Raw genomic sequence first — 19,730 nt, forward strand, 5'->3', positions numbered from 1 at the left:
CACGAATGAAGATACTTAATATGATAATCTATTTGATATTTTTTACAAGTTTTTCTTATGTATTTTTTATAGAAAATAGTGCAGACTGCTTAGGTATGTTTGTATAAAGAGGTAAAGTAAAAAAAATGGCATTAAGATTAGAGATTAAAGTGGTTCCTTGCTCAGGAAAATTACATTTTGCACTTGATAAACAGCAGCGATTAAAATGTTATCTAAAAGCTGCTCCGCAAGATGGGCAAGCTAATTATGAGTTAATTAAGTTTATTGCAAAGTCGTGTGGCGTCACTCAAGCAGATGTTGATATTGTTGCAGGTCTTATCAGTAGAAATAAAGTTTTACTTATTACAACGTGCTTAAGTTATGAGCAATTTTTACATAAAGTAGGTCTTGAAAAACAAGTTGAGATTTTTTAGTTTGTTTGTTGACGAAAGCACCTATTTTAAGTACTATTTATAATAGATTGAAATACATACGCCGAGGTGGCGAAACTGGTAGACGCACGGGACTCAAAATCCCGCGATAGCAATATCATGTCGGTTCGAGTCCGACCCTCGGCACCATTAATTTTTCTGAAAAGTAATAATTCATGCATGATCAAAATTGTATTTTTTGTAAAATCATCGCAGGCCAAATTCCTGGTAAAATTATGTACCAAACAGAATTATCAATCGTTCTTCAAGACATTGCTCCTCAAGCACCAATTCATTATCTTATAATTCCAAAAAAACATGTGCAAGATTTAGTTTCTTGTACTGACAAAGACATACTTATAGATCTTATGTCGATTCCTTCTTATTTATTGACTATGCTCTCTGAAAAAAATGGAACAGCTGATTCTTTAGCCTTTAAATTAATAACAAGTAATGGCTATGCAGCAGGTCAACGAGTATTCCATCTTCATTTTCATTTTTTATCAGGTAAAACTTTTTTAGAATAATTTTTCTTAATTTTTTAATTTTTTTCATAACTCAATTGCTTTCATACTAAATATGATTTAGTATGTCGTAGCTTCTCCACAATCTTTTATTATTTTATTCCAATAAGATTATATTTTCCTTGTAGGTAAGGCTTTTTTAGTATAGCATTTATTATAATGTTGCTATTTGTGTTTATCTGCTGATAGTTTTTAATGTGTTGTAATTGTACGCATTATCTATTCAGGTATAAGGGAAAAAATGAAATTTAAAGTATGGATACAGTTTTTTAGTATAATGACTGTTATGTCGTTTTCATTGAGTGCAAGTTTTGATGAAAATAGAGAGAATTCATCGCCAAGATCTTTTATTAGATATCTCTCTTTTAGTGGATTATCCCCTAAAAGTAATTCTAAAAAAAGTATACCTGCTTGCAGTGAAAAAGAAGCTTATGAAGAGTTTGTTAAAATGGTAGAAAAGCATCGTAATTCTAAAAAAATTACTGATGAACAAGCCAAAGAGATGATAGCTTTTTATAAGAAGGACAATAAAATTGAGTAAAAGTCATTGTTTTTAGTTGTGTACGTAAGTTGTAAAATATTTCAAGGTAGGAAAATTAAAAAGATCCTACCTTTTTTTGCGGCCTGATTCTTTGCCAACCATTGCTATTTGTCTTTTGTTTTTGATATTTTTAAATAAATTAAAAATGCTATTAAAGTAAAAAAGGACAAAGCATGAAGTTAAAACAAGTGATAATGCTCGTCTTGATTGGGTTGCCTTTAGATGTATATTGTCCAGCTGAACCGGCAGCTCAACATGAAGTTTCTTATTCTCATGAAACAAAATCATCGGCATCGCATACAACTGCAGCAGAAAAATCGCAACAAGCTGAGCAACAAAAAGCTCAAGATCAAAAAGCAAGTCAAGAAAAAAGCAGTCAGACTGATACATCTGCAGTTCCTGTTAAATCAAGTTTAAAGTCGAGTTCTACTAGCAATAAATCTAAATCGGTTTCTTTTGGAGATGATTCGACTCAAACTTTTACTGTAGAAGAACCAACTGCTCAAGATGTCCAAGATCAAGATTATGATGCAGGTACCCGTATTACTGATAAACAGATTAATTCACCTTATGATCAAGCAACTGATGATAATAATTTTCACAATCAATTTACGACTCATCTTACTGCTGAAGAATTTTCTAATTTAACACTTGATGAGCAAAATGAGTATTTATCAAATGCTAATAAAAATCTTTGGGAAGGTGAAATTGCTTCGTATAAAGCTGTTATGAAGTCTCAAAAAGATGCAGCTATCAAGTTGGCAAAAGATCTTGAAACTGAAGCAAAGTCTGCTAAAACAGATGAAGACGTAAAAATTATTATTAAAAAAATTGACCCTCAAGGAAAACTTACTCCTGAAGTTATAGATGAAGCTGTTCAGGCTTCAAAAATATGGAGAAATCCTTTTAATGGCTCTGCATGGGAGCGTTTTGTAGAGGTTTTAAGCAGAACTGTTTCTTATGCAACTAAAGGAAAGCCTTTTAGTAAAGAGTCTGTAGAGTCTCTTAAAAAATTAGTTACTGACCATGCTGATTCAATTAAAATTGATAAAGATGCAAAGCATGCAGAAGAAGTAAAGCAGGCTAAAATACAAGAGTTAGATAATCAAATTGCTGTAAAAAATGATGATTTAGAAGCAGTAAATAAAGATATTTCTGATATTCAGACCCAAATAACAATCAAGCAAAATGATATTGAAACTCATGTTCAAACAAATTATATAATTAAAACTAGGTCGTTAGGTGATTCACAAGCTGTTATAGAGCTTGAAGCTCAAATAACTCAATTGCGTAGTAAATTAATTGAATCTCAAAAAGAAGCTTCAAAGCTCTTGCAAGATATGCGTCAATTAGAAGATCAAAAAAACTCTATGAGTTCTCAAGAAGAGCTTTTTAAAGAATCAGAATCATCGGATGTTTCAACTTCGTCTGAAAAAGAAGAGTCTTTGTGTGATACGGTTGAGGCATGTGTTGAAAGAATAAAAGATCCAAAAGATTCTAATTCTTTGTCTAAAATTCTTACAAGAGTAGGAGAGTTAGCAAAAAATCCTGATGTTATGAAGAATTTAACGCAGGATCAAATAGATGCAGTTAATTTTTTCGTAAAAAATGGGGATAAAATTATTAACAATTTTAAAAGTTTAACATGGTCTGAAACGTATAGTTTAATGAAATATAAAGATTCATTACCTACACTGAAAGGTTCTAAGCCTTTAGATACTTCTGTGTTGATAAGCAAAAGTAGCAAAGAGTCTGAGCTTGTAAAATCTGAACAGCAACAAATTATAACACAATCTTCATCTTCGTTGTTTGCATAAAAGAAATTAAAAAGGAATGGAAAATGAAAATTAAAAAAATAGTTATGTTGATGAGTGTTATGATTGGATTTTGTTCATGTCATATTGATGCAGCGCCTGTAGATGGTGATGTAAGAATGAAATCTGAAGACGTTCAATCGGGTGTTCATGATGTTCATAATGAAGTGCCAAAATATGAAAAATCACAGAGTGAAACTGAAGCAAAACTAAATCGTGATAAAAAAAATGAAGACAAATCTTTAAAGTCTCATGATAAAAAAGATGAATCGAATGTTGCAAAATCTATAGATTTAGGTGATTTTTCAGAGCAAGAAGGTTTTGTAGTTGATTCAGGCAAGGATGCAGTTCAAGATAAAGCATTGATGCAAAAGATGTATGAATACGTTAAAAGTATTTTTGATCAAATTGGAATTGCGTTGAAAGATGTTATGTCATCGTGGTCAAAGATGACACCTAAACAAGTTGATAAACTTGTATCAGATATTGATGCAATAACCACTATTGATGCAATAGCAACTTCGCAGAGTAGATTTCCAGGAAGTAAAGCTAAGGCAGATGCTTTTTTAAATGCATCTAAAAAAGCATCTCAAGATATTAACACTTTGTTTGAGCTAGATAATAAAATTGAAAATATGCCAGAAGGCCCAGATAAAGTGCAGATGCAGGAAAGTATTGATACAGCACTTGCTATCGTTATTAACGACATTGCTAATTTAGTTTATTTTAAGCCTGAATCAGTAGATATTTCACCAGTATTGGCTGATTTGCCTGAAGAGGCCAGAGATGCTGTAGATAAACTGGTAGATTGGAAATCTCAAGAAGCTGCAAAAAAAGCAACATATAATTCTCAAGAACCAGGTGCTTTTGACAGATTGTTAAAAGAGCAACAAAAAACTGCTGATGAAATAGCGTCTAATCATGCACATAAACTTCAACTTAATAAGACAATTGCAGCTGAAAAAAAAGTTGAGTCTGATATGAAAGAAAAATCAAATTTGTTTGAGCAAGCTGATACGCAAGTAGATTTTAGTGCAGTATCTGCAAATGCAAAGCCATCTTCTATTTCAGGAGGAGATATTGGTGGCAGGTCTGATCAGCCTGAAGTTAACGTTGCTAATGAGTCGCCCAAGTCGGCACCAAAATTTTTAAATGATGTGGTAGCAAAAGGTCAGTCTGGTTTAAAGCCTGTGGTTAAATCAGTTGAAAGACCCGTTAGCCAATCTAATTTGGGAAAAAAATTAGCTGAAAGAAGAACTAATATTGAATCAGATGATGTTGAAAAATTAGATATGGAAGATGAATTATTGAATGAAAATTTACCATCTCCAAAATCTGTTTCTAAGAAAACGGAATCGAAATCTTCATCGCCATCTCAAAGTTTGCCATCTTCACCTCGAGGGGTCGATGTTTCGCAAGTAGAATCTGGATTTAATACAGGTCTTCTTGATAAAGCAAAAAAAAATAACATCGATTTGTCAGTAAAAGAAGAAGATTCTGATACAACAGATGATGAGTGGGAATAGTATTATTTTTTAGAAGTGAAAAGAGGAGGAGTGTCGTAAGTAACACTCCTCCTCATCATATTTAGAGAACAGATTTAATGAATTGTTCCATTTGAAGTTTGTATGCTTCTTGATGTTTTAAGTGATGAGCTGCATGTGTTGATTCTTTGATAAACCATGAAGTAGGTTTTTTTGCTTGTGATACTAAAGAATGCACATGATGAATTGGAATGTACGTGTCGTTTTCACCGTGAATAAACAAAATTGGTTGATCGATTTCACCCATCGCCTGGGTGATTGGTTCTTGCGAACAGTGGTATTCTTTAAAGAAGTAATTATAAATCCCAACAAGGCTCCAACTGAGGTAGGGTGCACAGCAAGAAATGTTGCAATCAGAGCATCGCTTACAAGATTCTGATGTGAGTGTAGTTTCAGCAATTGATGGAACGCTTGGCCATCCGCTATCAAATATAATTCCTTTTACACTATCGTAAGCAAGTGTGTCATGTTGCCGTAAGTAATTCATTGCTTTGATGGTGTGAAATGCCCCTGAACATAAACCATGAACGATAATATTTTGTTCAATGTTGTGCTCAATGTTGTATTGCACCATGAATTTGACTGTTGCAACAATGTCTAAGTAGTCAAATTCACCGTAATGTTTGATTCCTTTGTAGGTTAAAAGCTCCCCTTCACTTTTTCCATGACCTCGCATGTCTAAAAATAAAAAGTTGTACGGATTTTCTTTGAGCATTGCGTACAGTGTTGTCATGCCCTCTTTTGCGCCTGGAACAAATCCTGGGCAAGAAATGAGCGTTGCTTGCACATGTTTTTGTGGGCTTTTATCAAGAATCGTTGCCGAAAGTTTTAGTTTATCTTCTGTCATGATCTCTACATCAAAAAAACCTTCTTGTCGTAGAATTTTTTCTACTGCAGGGCTGTTGCGTAAAAATGTTGTGTTGTAAAAATCTGTTGCAGGATCAACTTTTTTTGAGTTGAAGTAGTATGCAGCACATAAGCTGCTGAGAATAATAAGTGCGATATATTTTTTCTTCATGAGTACTCGAGTTTTATAAAGATAGGTTTATTGATGTCTATAATTAATTACAAAGTATCGATTTTTAACTGTTCGCGCCTTGTTGGACTAAATAGGTTTCTATGAAATCCATTAAATCACCATCTAATACTAAATCGGGTTGAGGACTTTCGCAATCGGTTCTATGATCTTTTACCATTTTGTAGGGATGAAGTACATAAGATCTTATTTGAGATCCCCATTCATTTTTTTGTTTGTCAGTTCGTGTCTTTTCAAGTTCTTCAGCATCCTGTTTTTGCTTGAGTTTAGACATGAGCATTTTCATTGCAACTTCTTTATTTTGATGTTGCGAGCGCTCGTTCTGGCATTGAACTACAAAATTTGTTGGCAAATGGGTGATGCGAACTGCTGAGTCAGTTTTATTGACGTGTTGACCGCCAGCCCCGCCAGCACGGAAGGTGTCGATGCGAAGGTCTTTTGGGTCAATTTCAATTTTTTCTGCAGGTGGTAATTCTGGAATGATGGTCACTGCTGCAAATGAAGTGTGTCGTCGCTTGCTTGCGTCAAAAGGAGAGATTCGTACAAGTCTATGAACTCCGTGTTCAGATTTTAATAACCCAAATGCATTGTTACCTTTAATGTATAAAGTTACGGCTTTGATGCCAGCTTCTTCACCGTCTTGGCGTTCAATAATCTGTACGGTAAAGTTATTACGCTCGCAAAATCGAATATACATACGGCATAAAATGTCTGCCCAGTCTTGTGATTCGGTTCCACCAGCACCAGAGTTTATAGTGAAAAAGCAGTTTGATGCGTCATTTTCATTATGGAGTAGTAAGCTAACTTTGAAATTTTTAGCCTGTTTTGCCAGAGCGATGATATCAGGTTCTATTTTTGCAAGTTCTTGTTCGTCATCTTCAAATAAAATCAGGAGGTCTTTCATTTCGTGGTAAGTTGTTGTAATAGATAAAAATGCTTCCCGTTTAAGCCTGACTTGTTGAAGCTTTTGTGATATTTCTGTTCTGTTTGGATTCTGCCAAAAAGATTCTTCATTGCTTTGTGATTCAAGCTGTTGAAAGAGCTTTTCAAGCTCAGCAGTCTGCCAATAATTTTGAATGATCGTGATATTTGGTTCTAAGTCTTTAAGTCGTTGTTTAAGATCGTCAATAATCATAAGTATAGATTTCCTTTTCCTTATATGTTTATACTAAGATAATACTAAATTAATAACTACAATGAAAATAATTGCTTGAGGATCTAATACGTGGAAAAACAACATGGCAAGCTATTTATAGTTTCTGGACCTTCTGGAGTCGGTAAAACAACGGTCGTTACTCAGTTTTTAGATCAGCATCGACATCTGTTTGATATTGATAGAGTTGTTACGTTTACAACAAAACAGCCGCGATCAACTGAAGTGCATGGAGTTGATTATCACTTTGTTGCTCAGCATGATTTTGATGCAAAAGCTCAAGAAGGCTTTTTTTTAGAAAAAAGTGGTGAGTATGGAGCGTCGTATGGAACCCCTATACATATAATGTATGAATTGCCACGCGGGAGCTCAAAAATATTGGTTATTGACAGAGTTGGTGCAGCTCAAATTATGCAAAAGCATCCTGACGTTGTTCTTGTTTGGATAGAGGTCTCCTCATTGTCTGTCTTAGCAGATAGACTTTCTAAGAGAAGTACTGAATCAGTTGAGCAGGTTAAGCACCGGTTGCAGTTAGCTGAAAAAGAGATTCAAGCTGAAAAAAATGCCCCTATGTATCATCATTATATAGAGAATGATAAGCTAGATAATGCTATTACAAAGCTATTTGATATAGTTGCATCATATTGTGATAATAAAACTACATTAAATATGTAGTTTTATACTGATTTCTTGTTGACAATGTTAGTTGTTCAGGTTATTATTTAAACATGATTTAAGTTTGAAAGTAGCAATCACCAATTAAAAGCAATCAACTCATTGAGAGGTTCTTTTAAGAGTGTGAAAATAAATTAAAAAGTTTTAAAAAAAGTTTGCAATTTGTTTTTATCTGGTGTAATCTTGTTTCACATGGCAATCATGGTTTAAGTTTGAAAACAAAAATGCAGTCGATCGGTTTTACAGCTCTTTTTAGGGTCTGCAAGTCGAAAGAATCATGTGTCTGAAATTAAAAAGTTTTCTTTGCAATTCTCTTTCATTTGTTGTATGATAGTTTCTCTGGTTCGGAGGTTTGGTTACCTTTCGAGTTAGAGCTTAAATTTATCTTTGAAATTTCATAAGAAATTTGGTAATAAAATTTCCAAGTTTAGGATTTTTTGTCAATTTTAAAATATCACAGAAAATTTTGTGATGAAGAGTTTGATCCTGGCTCAGAATGAACGTTGGCGGTGTGCTTAACACATGCAAGTCGAGCGAGAGAGTCTCTTCGGAGATGAGTAAAGCGGCGAACGGGTGAGTAACGCGTGAGGATCTGCCTTTAAGTGAAGGATACCCTTGAGAAATTAAGGTTAATACTGCATACGTCCGTCATTAACATGACGGAGAAAGATGGCTTAGGCTGTCGCTGAAAGATGAACTTGCGTTCTATTAGCTAGTTGGTGGGGTAAAGGCCTACCAAGGCGATGATGGATAGCCGGCCTGAGAGGGTGAACGGCCACATTGGAACTGAGAAACGGTCCAGACTCCTACGGGAGGCAGCAGTGAGGAATATTGCACAATGGGCGAAAGCCTGATGCAGCGACACCGCGTGAAGGATGAAGGTCTTAGGATTGTAAACTTCTGTTAAGTGGGAAAAAAGAATCGCTTCAAATAAAAGCGAGAGATGATGGTACCACTAGAGAAAGCACCGGCTAACTTCGTGCCAGCAGCCGCGGTAATACGAGGGGTGCAAACGTTATTCGGAATTACTGGGTGTAAAGGGTACGTAGACGGCATATTAAGTTAATTGTTAAATTCCCCAGCTTAACTGGGGGTAGGCGGTTAAAACTAATAAGCTAGAGGATGAGAGAGAGAAGTGGAATTCTCGGAGTAGCGGTAAAATGCGTAGATCTCGAGAGGAACACCGATGGCGAAGGCAGCTTCTTGGCTCATTTCTGACGTTGAGGTACGAAAGCGTGGGGAGCAAACAGGATTAGATACCCTGGTAGTCCACGCTGTAAACGATGATCACTAGACGTTAGGCTTGCTTGCAGGCTTAGTGTCGCAGCTAACGCGATAAGTGATCCACCTGGGGACTACGGTCGCAAGATTAAAACTCAAAGGAATTGACGGGGGTCCGCACAAGCGGTGGAACATGTGGTTTAATTCGTCACTACGCGAGAAACCTTACCTAGGCTTGACATGCTTTTGACTGCTGCAGAAACGTAGCTTTCTAGACTTCGGTTTAGACAATTGCACAGGTGCTGCATGGCTGTCGTCAGCTCGTGTCGTGAGATGTTTGGTTAAGTCCTCTAACGAGCGCAACTCCTACCGTTAGTTGCTATTCCGTAAGGAAGCACTCTAGCGGGACTGCCTGGGAAACCAGGAGGAAGGTGGGAACGACGTCAAGTCATCATGGTCCTTATGCCTAGGGCTACACACGTGTTACAATGGTCGGTACAGAGAGTTGCAAACTAGTAATAGTAAGCTAATCTCTTAAAGCCGATCTAAGTTCGGATTGAGGTCTGCAACTCGACCTCATGAAGTTGAAATCGCTAGTAATCGCGCATCAGAACGGCGCGGTGAATTCGTTCTCGGACCTTGTACACACCGCCCGTCACACCATGAGAGTTTTTCATACCCGAAGGCATCTTAGCTAACCATTTATGGAGGCGGATGACTATGGTAAGGGAAGCGATTGGGGTGAAGTCGTAACAAGGTAGCTGTAGGAGAACCTGCGGCTGGATCACCTCCTTTCGAGGGAGATAAAACAGTTTGTTTTTATATTGGTGTGCAAAAATTTAACAAAAAATTCTAAACTTGGTACTAAACTTTTCTGGGCCTATAGCTCAGGTGGTAGAGCGCTCTGCTGATAACGGAGAGGTCAGTCGTTCGAGTCGACTTAGGCCCACCATTTGATTATAGGTGTCAGTGTAAGGGGATGTAGCTCAGTTGGTAGAGCATCCGCTTTGCAAGCGGAGGGTCAGCGGTTCGACTCCGCTCATCTCCACCAATTAAAAATTCTTATGAAATTAGTAAAAGACGTTCGTGTTGGTAAATGGAGTATAAAAAATTTTCTTGTGATCTTTGAAATATTTGTAAATGTAGTTAAGGGTAACTACAATTTCGACTTAGATAGTAAAATATCGAGTCGCTTTAGTTTGTATAATATTTAATATTGTATAATAAATTTTGACTAATTGAAAAGGGCATTTGGTGGATGCCTTGGTATCAGGAGGCGATGAAGGACGTTATAGCCTGCGATAAGCTTCGGGGAGCTGGCAAATGAGCTTTGATCCGAAGATTTCCGAATGGGGAAACCCTTCTTGGCAATCCCAAGAAATCTTTATCTGAATATATAGGGTAAAGAAGCGAACGGCATGAACTGAAACATCTAAGTAGTGCCAGGAAAAGAAAATGAATATGATTCCCGTAGTAGTGGTGAGCGAAATGGGAAGAGCCTAAACCCATGTCATGTTAAAGCTTGTATGCGTTGTGATGTGGGGGTAGTGGGAATATATGTCCGAAAGATACAAATTTCGGCTTGTGGTTGCATACGTCAGTAGAACAGCTCTGGAAAGGGCGGCCATAGAAAGTGACAGCCTTGTAGACGAAGGCCTATGCAAAACAAGATTATATATCCCGAGTATCATGGGACACGTGTAATCCCGTGAGAATCAGTCCAGACCATTGGATAAGGCTAAATACTACCTGATGACCGATAGTGAACAAGTACCGTGAGGGAAAGGTGAAAAGAACCCCGGGAGGGGAGTGAAATAGAAACTGAAACCAAATGTCTATAATCTGTGGAAGCGATGTATACGTACGCGCAACCATGTGCCTTTTGCATAATGAGCCAACGAGTTATTCCTATGTTGCAAGATTAAGTTTAGAAAGAACGAAGTCGTAGCGAAAGCGAGTCTGAATAGGGCGTTTAGTAACATGGGATAGACCCGAAACCAAGTGAGCTTTCCATGTCCAGGATGAAGTTTTAGTAAAATAAAATGGAGGTCCGAACCGGTGTAGGCTGAAAACTGCTCGGATGAGGTGTGGAAAGGGGTGAAAGGCTAATCAAACTTGGAAATAGCTGGTTCTCCCCGAAATATATTTAGGTATAGCCTTGCGCGATGAATTATAGGGGTAAAGCACAGTTGAGATTTTGGGGTCTTCACGATTACCAGGTCTTTACTAACTCTGAATACTATAATTTTAGAACGCAGGAGTCAGACTGTGGGAGATAAGTTCCATGGTCGAGAGGGAAACAGCCCAGATCGTTAAATAAGGTCCCTAAGTATTCGTTAAGTGTGAAAAGAAGTGGAGACGCACTGACAGCCAGGAGGTTGGCTTAGAAGCAGCCATCCTTTAAAGAAAGCGTAATAGCTCACTGGTCAAGTGTTTCTGCGCTGAAAATAAACGGGGCTCAAACGAATCACCGAATTTGCGACTTGCACTTTACTGTGCAGGGGTAGGGGAGCGTTCATTGATAGATACAAGCTTGACCGTAAGGACAGGTGCCGTGATCAATGAAGTGAGAATGTTGGCATAAGTAACGAAAAAATAGGTGAGATTCCTATTCGCCGAAAATCTAAGGTTTCCGTGAGATCGGATTATCCACTCAGGGTTAGTCGGCCCCTAAGTCGAGGCCAATTGGAGTAGACGATGGGAAACAGGTTAAATATTCCTGTACCGCTAAAAAGCGTTTGAGTGATGGGGTGACGCAGGAAGGTAGGCTGAATTGATGTATGGATGTCAATCTAAGCACAAAGATAGGTCTTGTTGGCAAATCCGCAAGATCGTTGATTTGAAGTGTTATGGGCATTCTGATCCCTAGTGGAGATGTGTGTTCAGCTGATCCTACGCTGACTAGAAAAACCTCTAGCGAGCTTTATTAGCGACCGTACCGCAAACTGACACAGGTAGATGGGTAGAGTATACTCAGGCGTTGAGATAACTATCATTAAGGAACTCGGCAAAATAGCCCCGTAACTTCGGGAGAAGGGGTGCCTGCGGCGTGAAAGCGCTTGCAGGTTTCAATAAAATGGACCAACCGACTGTTTAGCAAAAACACAGGGCTCTGCAAACTCGTAAGAGGAAGTATAGAGTCTGACACCTGCCCAGTGCTGGAAGGTTAACAGGATGGGTTATCCGTAAGGAGAAGCTCAGAATCGAAGCCCCAGTAAACGGCGGCCGTAACTATAACGGTCCTAAGGTAGCGAAGTACCTTGTCGGGTAAGTTCCGACGCGCATGAATGGTGTAACGAGTTGGACGCTGTCTTGATGATAGACTCAGTGAAATTGTAGTTCCGGTGAAAATGCCGGATACCCGCGACTGGACGGAAAGACCCCGTGCACCTTTACTATAACTTGACATTGATCTTTGGATAGGTTCGTGTAGGATAGGCGGGAGACTGTGATACTATGGCGCCAGCTGTAGTGGAGTCATCCTTGAAATACCGCCCTTATTCGTTCGAAGATCTAACTTTAAATTTCCGTAATCCGGATAAAGGACATTGTCTGGTGGGTAGTTTGACTGGGGTGGTCGCCTCCTAAATTGTAACGGAGGCATTCAAAGGTTCCCTCATGACGAATAGAAATCGTCTGTAGAGCGCAAAAGTATAAGGGAGCTTGACTGCAAGACATACAGGTCGAGCAGGTGCGAAAGCAGGATTTAGTGATCCAGTGGTTCTGTATGGAAGGGCCATTGCTAAATGGATAAAAGGTACGCCGGGGATAACAGGCTAATCTCTTCTGAGAGTTCATATCGACGAGGAGGTTTGGCACCTCGATGTCGGCTCATCGCATCCTGGGGCTGAAGAAGGTCCCAAGGGTTTGGCTGTTCGCCAATTAAAGCGGTACGTGAGCTGGGTTCAGAACGTCGTAAGACAGTTCGGTCCTTATCTGTCGTGGGCGTAGGGTATTTGAGAGAGGCTGTTCCTAGTACGAGAGGACCGGAATGGGCAAACCTCTGGTGTTCCAGTTGTTCCCCAAGAGCAACGCTGGGTAGCTAGGTTTGTAAGAGATAACCGCTGAAAGCATCTAAGTGGGAAACTCGTCTCAAGATAAGATACCCCGTTATAGTCGCAAGACTATAACATTAAGATTCCTTGTAGACTACAAGGTTGATAGGCTGGATGTGTAAGCACAGTAATGTGTTCAGCTAACCAGTACTAATAAATCGAATGTTTTAGCCAATCTATAAAAAAAGCTAAAGACGTGTAGTTATTTAACAACAACATTTACAAATATTTCAAAGCATCCAAGAAAAAAATTATTAAAAATTTCTGGTGCGTATAGCTTTGGGGCAACACCCGTTCCCATCTCGAATACGGTAGTAAAGTTCAAAGCGTCGATGATACTTGGCTGGAGACGGCCTGGGAAAGTAGATAGCGCCAGGATTAAATTTTAGGACTTCATACCTCAAAATATGAAGTCCTTCTTTCTTTAAAATCATCCATCCAGCATACATTTACACAATATTTTAAAACACACATGCTCAAAAGTTTGATTATCAAAAATTTCCGGTGCGTATAGCTTTGGGGTAACACCCGTTCCCATCTCGAATACGGCAGTAAAGTTCAAAGCGTCGATGATACTTGGCTGGAGACGGCCTGGAAAAGTAGATAGCGCCGGGATTATAAATTACACAAAAAAGAGCTCCATAGAAATATAGAGCTCTTTTTTTTCGCCTTTTTTAAAAAATTCAGTTATTTTTTATACAAATTATATCGTGCATTGATAAATTAATTTACTATTTCGTTCGTTATATCGCATGTATGAAATTATTTATAATTAATAACTATCAAAATTAAGCAATATAGAATATATTTTTAAAATAGTCTTGTTAGCAATAAAAAAATTCTATATTTTTCATCTCTCTTTTTAGTAAGATATGCAACACCTATACAATTAAATATATACTATGTACAATTATTACGATCTAATGGAACAGTTATGCGCGCTACATTATATACATTAATGTTATTATTTTTGGTATTTTTAAATTTTTCTATTTCATTTGCTATGTCTGATCAAGCAAATAAACGTGTTATGTTTCAAGGCCAGCAGTACTACATTATGCACTTACTTATTAAAGGTTGTCGTCATAAATCACATCCATTTTCAGCAACACCTGTTATAAGAAAAATAGATAATGCGTTTTGCTATAAGAGTCAAGATGATGTGCATAATTTGACTGCAGATGATTTTATAGATATTCATAAAGGCAATTACATATATATAGACAATTGTACAGTACATACTACGCGTTTAAGTCAAGGAAAGATTGTTCCAATAAGTTTACTTGTTCTTGGAACCAATGATGAAAATGATTTAGAGTTGTTTGAAACGTCTTATGACCCAAGTAAAATAATTCTTGTTGATAACAAGAGTATTAAAATACCATTATCATAATTAGAGTTAGTCGATAGTTTATATTTCAATATATAATATAATTTTTCTATGTAAATAAAGGGTTTTGATATGAAAAATAGTTTGTTTTTGGCTTTTTCTTTGTTATGTATTTCACAATTATCTCTAGCTTATGTAGAATCAAAAAATACAGAAGCATATCAAACTCATTTTTTTATGGGTTGTTTAAAATTTAATGATAATAATGAAAATCGCAAGGCAGCTGACATTTTTAGTCAAATTTGCGATAATCAGGAAGAGTTAGATGCGATAAGAGTATTATCAAAAGATGTTGATATAAGATTATTTATGCATAATATTAATTTGATACTATTATTAGAAGATTTAATTCATAATAATAAAGAATCAGTAGGGCAAGATAACGTAAATATTTTATCTTTCCTTACTCAATCAATCAAAGAATCTTATGTAGATAAGCTTGAAGATTCAAAGCAATTTTAAAAGAATGCACTTATTTTAAAAAACAAAAAGCAGCGACTTTATAAAAAGATCGCTGCTTTTTTTATATTTAATACGATAGCGTATTAGCCAACTTTTGTTCCAGGCGCAACTTGTTCAACTAGGCCAACAATTTTAAGCCCTGATAATTCATCAAGAGCAAACAGCATCATGCCATGCGAATCAAAACCCATCATTTTACGAGGTTTTAAGTTTACAACAAACAAACCTTGTTTGCCTTTCATCTCCTCTGGGCTGTAATGTTTACGGATTCCAGAAAGAACTTGGCGCATACCAAGAGGTCCAAAGTCAACTTGAGACTTTAATAATTTATCTGAACCAGTTACAATTTCGCAATCAATAATAGTACCAATGCGTAAATCTAATTTTATAAAATCTTCAATACCGATATTTTCTGTACCATTTTCTACTGGTTTAGCTGCAGGAGTTACACTTGCTTGTGTTACTTCTGGAGTTTTTATAACAGCTTGTTGAGCAGGCTTTACTTGTGGTTGAGCTGCTTGAGTAACTTCTTCAATATCTTCTTTTTTAATTTCTGACTTTGCAAACAACGTTGCAATTTGTTGAATAATAAATGAATTTTTCCACGACATAGTTTTCATGCTTTCTTTATAATTTATAGATGTATCAAATGGACAGCCTAAGCTATTAAGCATAAGTTCCATTTTTGCTGGCATCACAGGCCATAATAAAATGCCAATAATTTGTAAACTATGTACAGTTGCAGACATAATTTCTAAGAATTTTTCTCGATCATGTTTGATAACTTTCCAAGGCTCATGCTCATGAAAATAAGCATTTACCAAGTTAATATAATCCCAAATGCGAGCAACTGCACGATATAACATTCCTTGATCGACAAGTGACCATACATCATCACAGATAATTTGACACTGTTTTTGTAGCTCTAATGATGAATGAGACCATTGTGCAGGTGGGTTAAGATGTGTTGCTTCATTTTTAACAACAAGTGTTGCCATTCGGTTGAGTAAGTTACCAAAAGCATTTGCAAGCTCTGCGTTAATCGATTGTGATATATCTTCGAATTTAAATTCTGAGTCTTGGGTTATTGCCATTTTTCGTGTCAGGTAATATCGCATTTCATCAACACCATAATCTTGCGCAAGTTGCATTGGATCAATAGCATTTCCAAGTGATTTTGACATCTTTTGATCACCGACTTTAATCCAACCATGAACCAATAATTTTTTAGGCATTGCTAAACCAGATGCCATTAAAAAAGCAGGCCAGTAAATAGCATGGAATCGAACAATGTCTTTACCCATAATTTGTAAATCTGCAGGCCACCATTTGGCTAATTCTTGTGCGCGCGAATCATCACCATAACCAATTGCGGTGATATAATTATTTAACGCATCAGCCCATACGTAGGTAACGTGTAGATTATCATCAGGAAACGGAATGCCCCAAGAAACTGTTGTACGAGAAATGCTGAGATCTTTTAAGCCACCTTTAACGAAATTGACAATTTCAGCCATGCGTTCTTTTGGGGTAATAAAATTTGGGTTTTCTTCATAGAATGCAAGTAAGCGATCTTGGTATGCAGAGAGTTTAAAGAAATAACATTCTTCAAATACTTCACCAGTTAACCGTGAACAATCTGGGCAGGTAAGAGCTTTACCTACTTCAGTTTCTTGGCTATCTTTTTCGGTAACAAACGATTCACATGGAGTACAATACCAACCCTTATATGATCCTTTGTAGATATCGCCTTGCGCAATTAATCGTTGCAACCATGTTTGAACGCCTGCGATATGTTGCTGATCAGTAGTTCGTATAAAATAATCATATGCAATATTGTATGTATTCCATACTGATGTGTAATCATCAATAAAACTATCAGTAAACTCTTTTGGTTTCATACCAGCTTTTTCTGCTGCTTGAGCTACTTTTTGCCCATGTTCATCAGTACCAGTTAAAAAAAATACTTCTTGACCAGCTACTTTATGGTAACGAGCTGCAACATCAGCAAGTAAGGTTGAGTATAAAGATCCTAAATGTGGTCGAGCAGTCACATAATAAATAGGTGTGGTTACATAAAATTTATTATGCTTTTGATTGCTATTTTGCATAGTAATGAATTCCTAAAAAGATTTAAATGCGATCCAGATGTCATTAATTTGTTTTTGAGTTAATACATTGGGAAAAATTTGTAATTTTTTAAAGTTTTTCTGCCCAGGCAAGCAGTCTTGCACGCCAATATATTCTTGTGGTAGCTCTTCTAAAACATCTTTGACCGTAGGCAAAAGACAAAATTCTTTGCAACTCAACATCATCATTTCATGGTTATAGATATAGTTAATGAACTGATAAACTAAATCATCTTTTTGCGATGAAGCACAAATAACAATATTACTAATCAATAAAAGTGTCCCTTCATCGGGAATCGTAAAAGCAAGATCATTATCAGTAAGCATTTCACGAACAATACGTTCTCTTTGCCCTACAACAAGTGGATAGGTTTTAGATGTTAAGAAATATCCTTGTTGAAAATCTGTGTATGCTCCAACCCAAGATTTTTGTGCAAGAAATAATTCTTCAATTGTTTGTAATTGTTGTGTATTGAGTTGAGTGCTGTTCCATCCTAAATATTTTAATGATAGGAAAATTGCTTCTCGTGAATCATCAACCATGCTAATTTGCTTGCAAGGGACTTGCTTTTTATTAAATATAAGATTCCATGAATTAGATGGTAAACCATCTTGAAAATAACTATGAGTGTAGCCAAGACCAAGAACATCCCAGTAGATTGGTAAAGAGTATTCATTTGCAGGATCAAACGACATATTCATAAACTCAGGATATAATCTATCGATAAAATCACATCGAGAATGATCTATTTTTTTAAGAAACCCTTGTTGAATTAAAGGTTGAATGATGTATTCTGATGGCAAAATGATATCACAATTGAGGTCTTTTGCGATTTCAAATTTAGTGATAAGTTCTTCATTACTTTCGTAATAATTAACATATATTTTAATACCCGTGTCTTTTTCAAATTTTTGAAGTATTGATTCATCGATTTTATCTGACCACATGTAAATTGATAATGAACGTTGTGGTACAAAGTAGTGTGATACGTAGGAAAGTAGTATAAATCCTGTAATGCAAGATAACCAAAACAAAATAAATAAAAGCCGAATGTTAATTTTCACAAAAGATAAAATATAACTTTGTTTTTCAGAATTGTTATGAAATTTTTTCATCATGTGCCGCCAATCGAGCTTGTAATAATGATATAGCTAATACAAAAAAACTACTGATTAATAACATAATTGTTGAAAGTGCATTAACTGTTGGTGATATGCCAGATCGTATCATGGTAAAAACATACAATGATAATGTTTGAGCTGATGAACCTGCACAGAAAAATGATATAACAAAATCATCAAAAGAAACAATCATAACGAGCAATGTTGAAACTAAAATTGCAGGATATAAAAAAGGCATAACAACATGACGGAAGGTGTACCATGATGAAGCCCCTAAATCTAATGAAGCTTCTACTAAGCGGTGATCAAGTTCATCTAATCGTGCTTTTAAAATTGGAATAGTAAACCCAAGGCCAAGCAGTGTGTGACCTATAATTAACGTGATAACACCAAGTGGTATCATAAAATAAGAAAATAGACTGAGCATTCCTACAGCGATAGCGATATCAGGAACTAATATATTGCTATAAAAGAAATAAGAGACTTTGGTTCTCATTTTTTTAGCTCCATATACCAGCATAAGACCAAGCAATACGCTTAAGCAAGCTGAACTAATTGCAACCGTAACTGAATTTTGAAAAGCTCTCCATATTTCAACCGAATGGAATAGTTCGTAGTACCAACAAAATGATGCGCCTGTCCACTGAGCAGGAAAACCACCCTTGTTAAATGAATACATGGTGAGAATAATAATTGGGAGATACAAAAAAATGCAAAAAATTCCTACATACAAAGGTAGAAAAATTTTTTTTAGTCTTAATTCCATAGCAAACCCTAACGCATAATTTTGGACTGCAGAGTTATTTTATTAAACAACCAGTAATAGGCAAGAGCCGATAAAAACAACATCCCGCAACTTAAACAAATAAATGCTGCTCCAAGATGCCAATCTTTTCCAATAAAAAAATATTCCGAGATTAATGTTCCTACAAAAAAGAGTTTCATACCACCAAGTAATGATGGAATTACATATTCTCCAAATGAAACAACATACACTAAAAAGAATCCTGCTTGAACACCTGGCATAGAGAGTGGTAATATAATACGCCAAAATGTTGTACGAAATGAAGCACCTAGATCATATGACGCTTCAATTAGCTTGGTATCAATCTTTTCTAAGGATGAATATAACGGCATGATCATGAATGGTAAATAAACATGAAACATAACTAAATAGATTGCAAAATAACTATTTAAAAAATTAAGTGGTTTTTGTATAACGCCTAAAAACATGAGTGTATGATTAATCACACCATTTTTCTCGAGGATGAAAAACCATGCATACACTTGCACTAAAAGATTAATCAAAAATGGAATTGATAATAAGAACAAGAAAAAAAACTTAAATCGTTTTACGTACAAAGCTAAAAAATATGCAATTGGGTATGCAATTAAAAGACTGGCGATTGCAGTTGTACTTGCAAGCATAATTGATCGCAAGATAATTCGTATATGTGATAAATCAATTATTTCATAAAAATTATTAAGCGTAAATGATTGGACCAGTTGAGATCCTTGACCTTGCGATAAGCTTAAAATAAGAACAAAAATAAGTGGTAACACTAAAAAAGCAAATTGCCAAATAAAAGCAGGAGTTACAAGAAAAAAGTATGTTTCGGCTTTTATTAATTTTTTAATCTCTTCAAACATTATG

The 19,730-nt window shown here is 36.3% G+C and carries 14 protein-coding genes, 3 tRNA genes and 4 rRNA genes; 15 read left to right on the forward strand and 6 right to left on the reverse strand.

Annotated elements, in window-relative coordinates:
• Positions 1-125: 125 nt before the first annotated feature.
• The 6 genes from C0J27_RS04235 (at position 126) to C0J27_RS04260 (ending at position 4,815) form a co-directional block, all read left to right on the forward strand.
• Entirely contained in the window at positions 126-413 is a 288-nt protein-coding gene (locus C0J27_RS04235) for a DUF167 domain-containing protein (RefSeq protein WP_115585937.1), read from the forward strand.
• A gap of 60 nt (positions 414-473) precedes the next feature.
• Positions 474-560 (forward strand) — tRNA-Leu (locus C0J27_RS04240).
• A 26-nt stretch (positions 561-586) separates the two neighbouring features.
• Entirely contained in the window at positions 587-937 is a 351-nt protein-coding gene (locus C0J27_RS04245; RefSeq protein WP_115585938.1) for an HIT domain-containing protein, read from the forward strand.
• Positions 938-1,175: 238 nt separating this feature from the next.
• Entirely contained in the window at positions 1,176-1,475 is a 300-nt protein-coding gene (locus tag C0J27_RS04250) for a hypothetical protein (RefSeq protein ID WP_115585939.1), read from the forward strand.
• Between the two features lie 173 nt (positions 1,476-1,648).
• Positions 1,649-3,292, forward strand: coding sequence for a hypothetical protein (locus C0J27_RS04255; RefSeq protein ID WP_115585940.1), 1,644 nt, complete (start codon positions 1,649-1,651; stop codon positions 3,290-3,292).
• Positions 3,293-3,315: 23 nt separating this feature from the next.
• The gene (locus tag C0J27_RS04260; RefSeq protein WP_115585941.1) at positions 3,316-4,815 is read left to right on the forward strand and encodes a hypothetical protein; all 1,500 of its coding nucleotides are present in this window, start codon (positions 3,316-3,318) and stop codon (positions 4,813-4,815) included.
• A gap of 61 nt (positions 4,816-4,876) precedes the next feature.
• On the opposite strand, the gene C0J27_RS04265 is transcribed toward C0J27_RS04260, so the two are convergent.
• Positions 4,877-5,851 carry an alpha/beta hydrolase gene (locus tag C0J27_RS04265; protein ID WP_115585942.1) on the reverse strand — a complete coding sequence of 325 codons (975 nt, stop codon included), beginning with the start codon at positions 5,849-5,851 and terminating at the stop codon, positions 4,877-4,879.
• 64 nt (positions 5,852-5,915) lie between these two features.
• Positions 5,916-7,004, reverse strand: a complete 1,089-nt coding sequence (gene prfB / locus C0J27_RS04270) for a peptide chain release factor 2 (RefSeq protein WP_115585943.1) — start codon at positions 7,002-7,004, stop codon at positions 5,916-5,918.
• 90 nt (positions 7,005-7,094) lie between these two features.
• Between prfB and C0J27_RS04275 the strand changes: the two genes are divergently transcribed.
• The 9 genes from C0J27_RS04275 (at position 7,095) to C0J27_RS04315 (ending at position 14,825) form a co-directional block, all read left to right on the forward strand.
• The gene (locus C0J27_RS04275) at positions 7,095-7,697 is read left to right on the forward strand and encodes a guanylate kinase (protein ID WP_115585944.1); all 603 of its coding nucleotides are present in this window, start codon (positions 7,095-7,097) and stop codon (positions 7,695-7,697) included.
• Between the two features lie 468 nt (positions 7,698-8,165).
• A 16S ribosomal RNA gene (locus C0J27_RS04280) occupies positions 8,166-9,713 on the forward strand.
• A gap of 81 nt (positions 9,714-9,794) precedes the next feature.
• A tRNA-Ile gene (locus tag C0J27_RS04285) sits at positions 9,795-9,870 on the forward strand.
• A gap of 23 nt (positions 9,871-9,893) precedes the next feature.
• A tRNA-Ala gene (locus tag C0J27_RS04290) sits at positions 9,894-9,969 on the forward strand.
• A 181-nt stretch (positions 9,970-10,150) separates the two neighbouring features.
• Positions 10,151-13,148, forward strand: a 23S ribosomal RNA gene (locus tag C0J27_RS04295).
• Positions 13,149-13,236: 88 nt separating this feature from the next.
• Positions 13,237-13,351 (forward strand): 5S ribosomal RNA (rrf, locus tag C0J27_RS04300).
• A 122-nt stretch (positions 13,352-13,473) separates the two neighbouring features.
• A 5S ribosomal RNA gene (gene rrf, locus C0J27_RS04305) occupies positions 13,474-13,588 on the forward strand.
• The 16S, 23S and 5S rRNA genes sit together here with 2 tRNA genes alongside, the layout of an rRNA operon.
• Positions 13,589-13,907: 319 nt before the next feature.
• Entirely contained in the window at positions 13,908-14,366 is a 459-nt protein-coding gene (locus tag C0J27_RS04310; RefSeq protein ID WP_162801796.1) for a hypothetical protein, read from the forward strand.
• A gap of 69 nt (positions 14,367-14,435) precedes the next feature.
• Complete coding sequence (locus C0J27_RS04315; RefSeq protein ID WP_115585946.1) at positions 14,436-14,825, forward strand: hypothetical protein; 390 nt, start codon at positions 14,436-14,438, stop codon at positions 14,823-14,825.
• Between the two features lie 83 nt (positions 14,826-14,908).
• Here the strand turns inward: C0J27_RS04315 and metG are convergent, their stop codons facing one another.
• Genes metG through C0J27_RS04335 form a run of 4 tightly spaced genes read right to left on the reverse strand, consistent with a single transcriptional unit; the run spans position 14,909 to position 19,726 of the window.
• Positions 14,909-16,936 (reverse strand): methionine--tRNA ligase, encoded by a 2,028-nt coding sequence (gene metG, locus C0J27_RS04320; RefSeq protein ID WP_115585947.1) that lies wholly within the window; start codon positions 16,934-16,936, stop codon positions 14,909-14,911.
• 12 nt (positions 16,937-16,948) lie between these two features.
• Entirely contained in the window at positions 16,949-18,073 is a 1,125-nt protein-coding gene (locus C0J27_RS04325; RefSeq protein ID WP_115585948.1) for an ABC transporter substrate-binding protein, read from the reverse strand.
• Positions 18,054-18,842: an ABC transporter permease gene (locus C0J27_RS04330; RefSeq protein ID WP_115585949.1), complete on the reverse strand. Its 789-nt coding sequence runs from the start codon at positions 18,840-18,842 to the stop codon at positions 18,054-18,056. The genes C0J27_RS04325 and C0J27_RS04330 overlap by 20 nt, the downstream gene beginning before the upstream one ends.
• A gap of 8 nt (positions 18,843-18,850) precedes the next feature.
• Entirely contained in the window at positions 18,851-19,726 is an 876-nt protein-coding gene (locus C0J27_RS04335) for an ABC transporter permease (protein ID WP_115585950.1), read from the reverse strand.
• Positions 19,727-19,730: the final 4 nt, after the last annotated feature.

Origin of the sequence: Candidatus Chromulinivorax destructor (genome assembly GCF_003366055.1) — a bacterium.
GTDB classification, from domain to species: Bacteria; Babelota; Babeliae; order Babelales; family Chromulinivoraceae; genus Chromulinivorax; species Chromulinivorax destructor.

What these genes read in the sequence shown, in the direction of transcription:
- C0J27_RS04235 (WP_115585937.1), top strand. Translation starts at nt 126, where the DNA reads ATGGCATTAAGATTAGAGATTAAAGTGGTTCCTTGCTCAGGAAAATTA.
- C0J27_RS04245 (WP_115585938.1), top strand. Translation starts at nt 587, where the DNA reads ATGCATGATCAAAATTGTATTTTTTGTAAAATCATCGCAGGCCAAATT.
- C0J27_RS04250 (WP_115585939.1), top strand. Translation starts at nt 1,176, where the DNA reads ATGAAATTTAAAGTATGGATACAGTTTTTTAGTATAATGACTGTTATG.
- C0J27_RS04255 (WP_115585940.1), top strand. Translation starts at nt 1,649, where the DNA reads ATGAAGTTAAAACAAGTGATAATGCTCGTCTTGATTGGGTTGCCTTTA.
- C0J27_RS04260 (WP_115585941.1), top strand. Translation starts at nt 3,316, where the DNA reads ATGAAAATTAAAAAAATAGTTATGTTGATGAGTGTTATGATTGGATTT.
- C0J27_RS04265 (WP_115585942.1), bottom strand. Translation starts at nt 5,851, where the DNA reads ATGAAGAAAAAATATATCGCACTTATTATTCTCAGCAGCTTATGTGCT.
- prfB (WP_115585943.1), bottom strand. Translation starts at nt 7,004, where the DNA reads ATGATTATTGACGATCTTAAACAACGACTTAAAGACTTAGAACCAAAT.
- C0J27_RS04310 (WP_162801796.1), top strand. Translation starts at nt 13,908, where the DNA reads ATGCGCGCTACATTATATACATTAATGTTATTATTTTTGGTATTTTTA.
- C0J27_RS04315 (WP_115585946.1), top strand. Translation starts at nt 14,436, where the DNA reads ATGAAAAATAGTTTGTTTTTGGCTTTTTCTTTGTTATGTATTTCACAA.
- metG (WP_115585947.1), bottom strand. Translation starts at nt 16,936, where the DNA reads ATGCAAAATAGCAATCAAAAGCATAATAAATTTTATGTAACCACACCT.
- C0J27_RS04325 (WP_115585948.1), bottom strand. Translation starts at nt 18,073, where the DNA reads ATGATGAAAAAATTTCATAACAATTCTGAAAAACAAAGTTATATTTTA.
- C0J27_RS04330 (WP_115585949.1), bottom strand. Translation starts at nt 18,842, where the DNA reads ATGGAATTAAGACTAAAAAAAATTTTTCTACCTTTGTATGTAGGAATT.
- C0J27_RS04335 (WP_115585950.1), bottom strand. Translation starts at nt 19,726, where the DNA reads ATGTTTGAAGAGATTAAAAAATTAATAAAAGCCGAAACATACTTTTTT.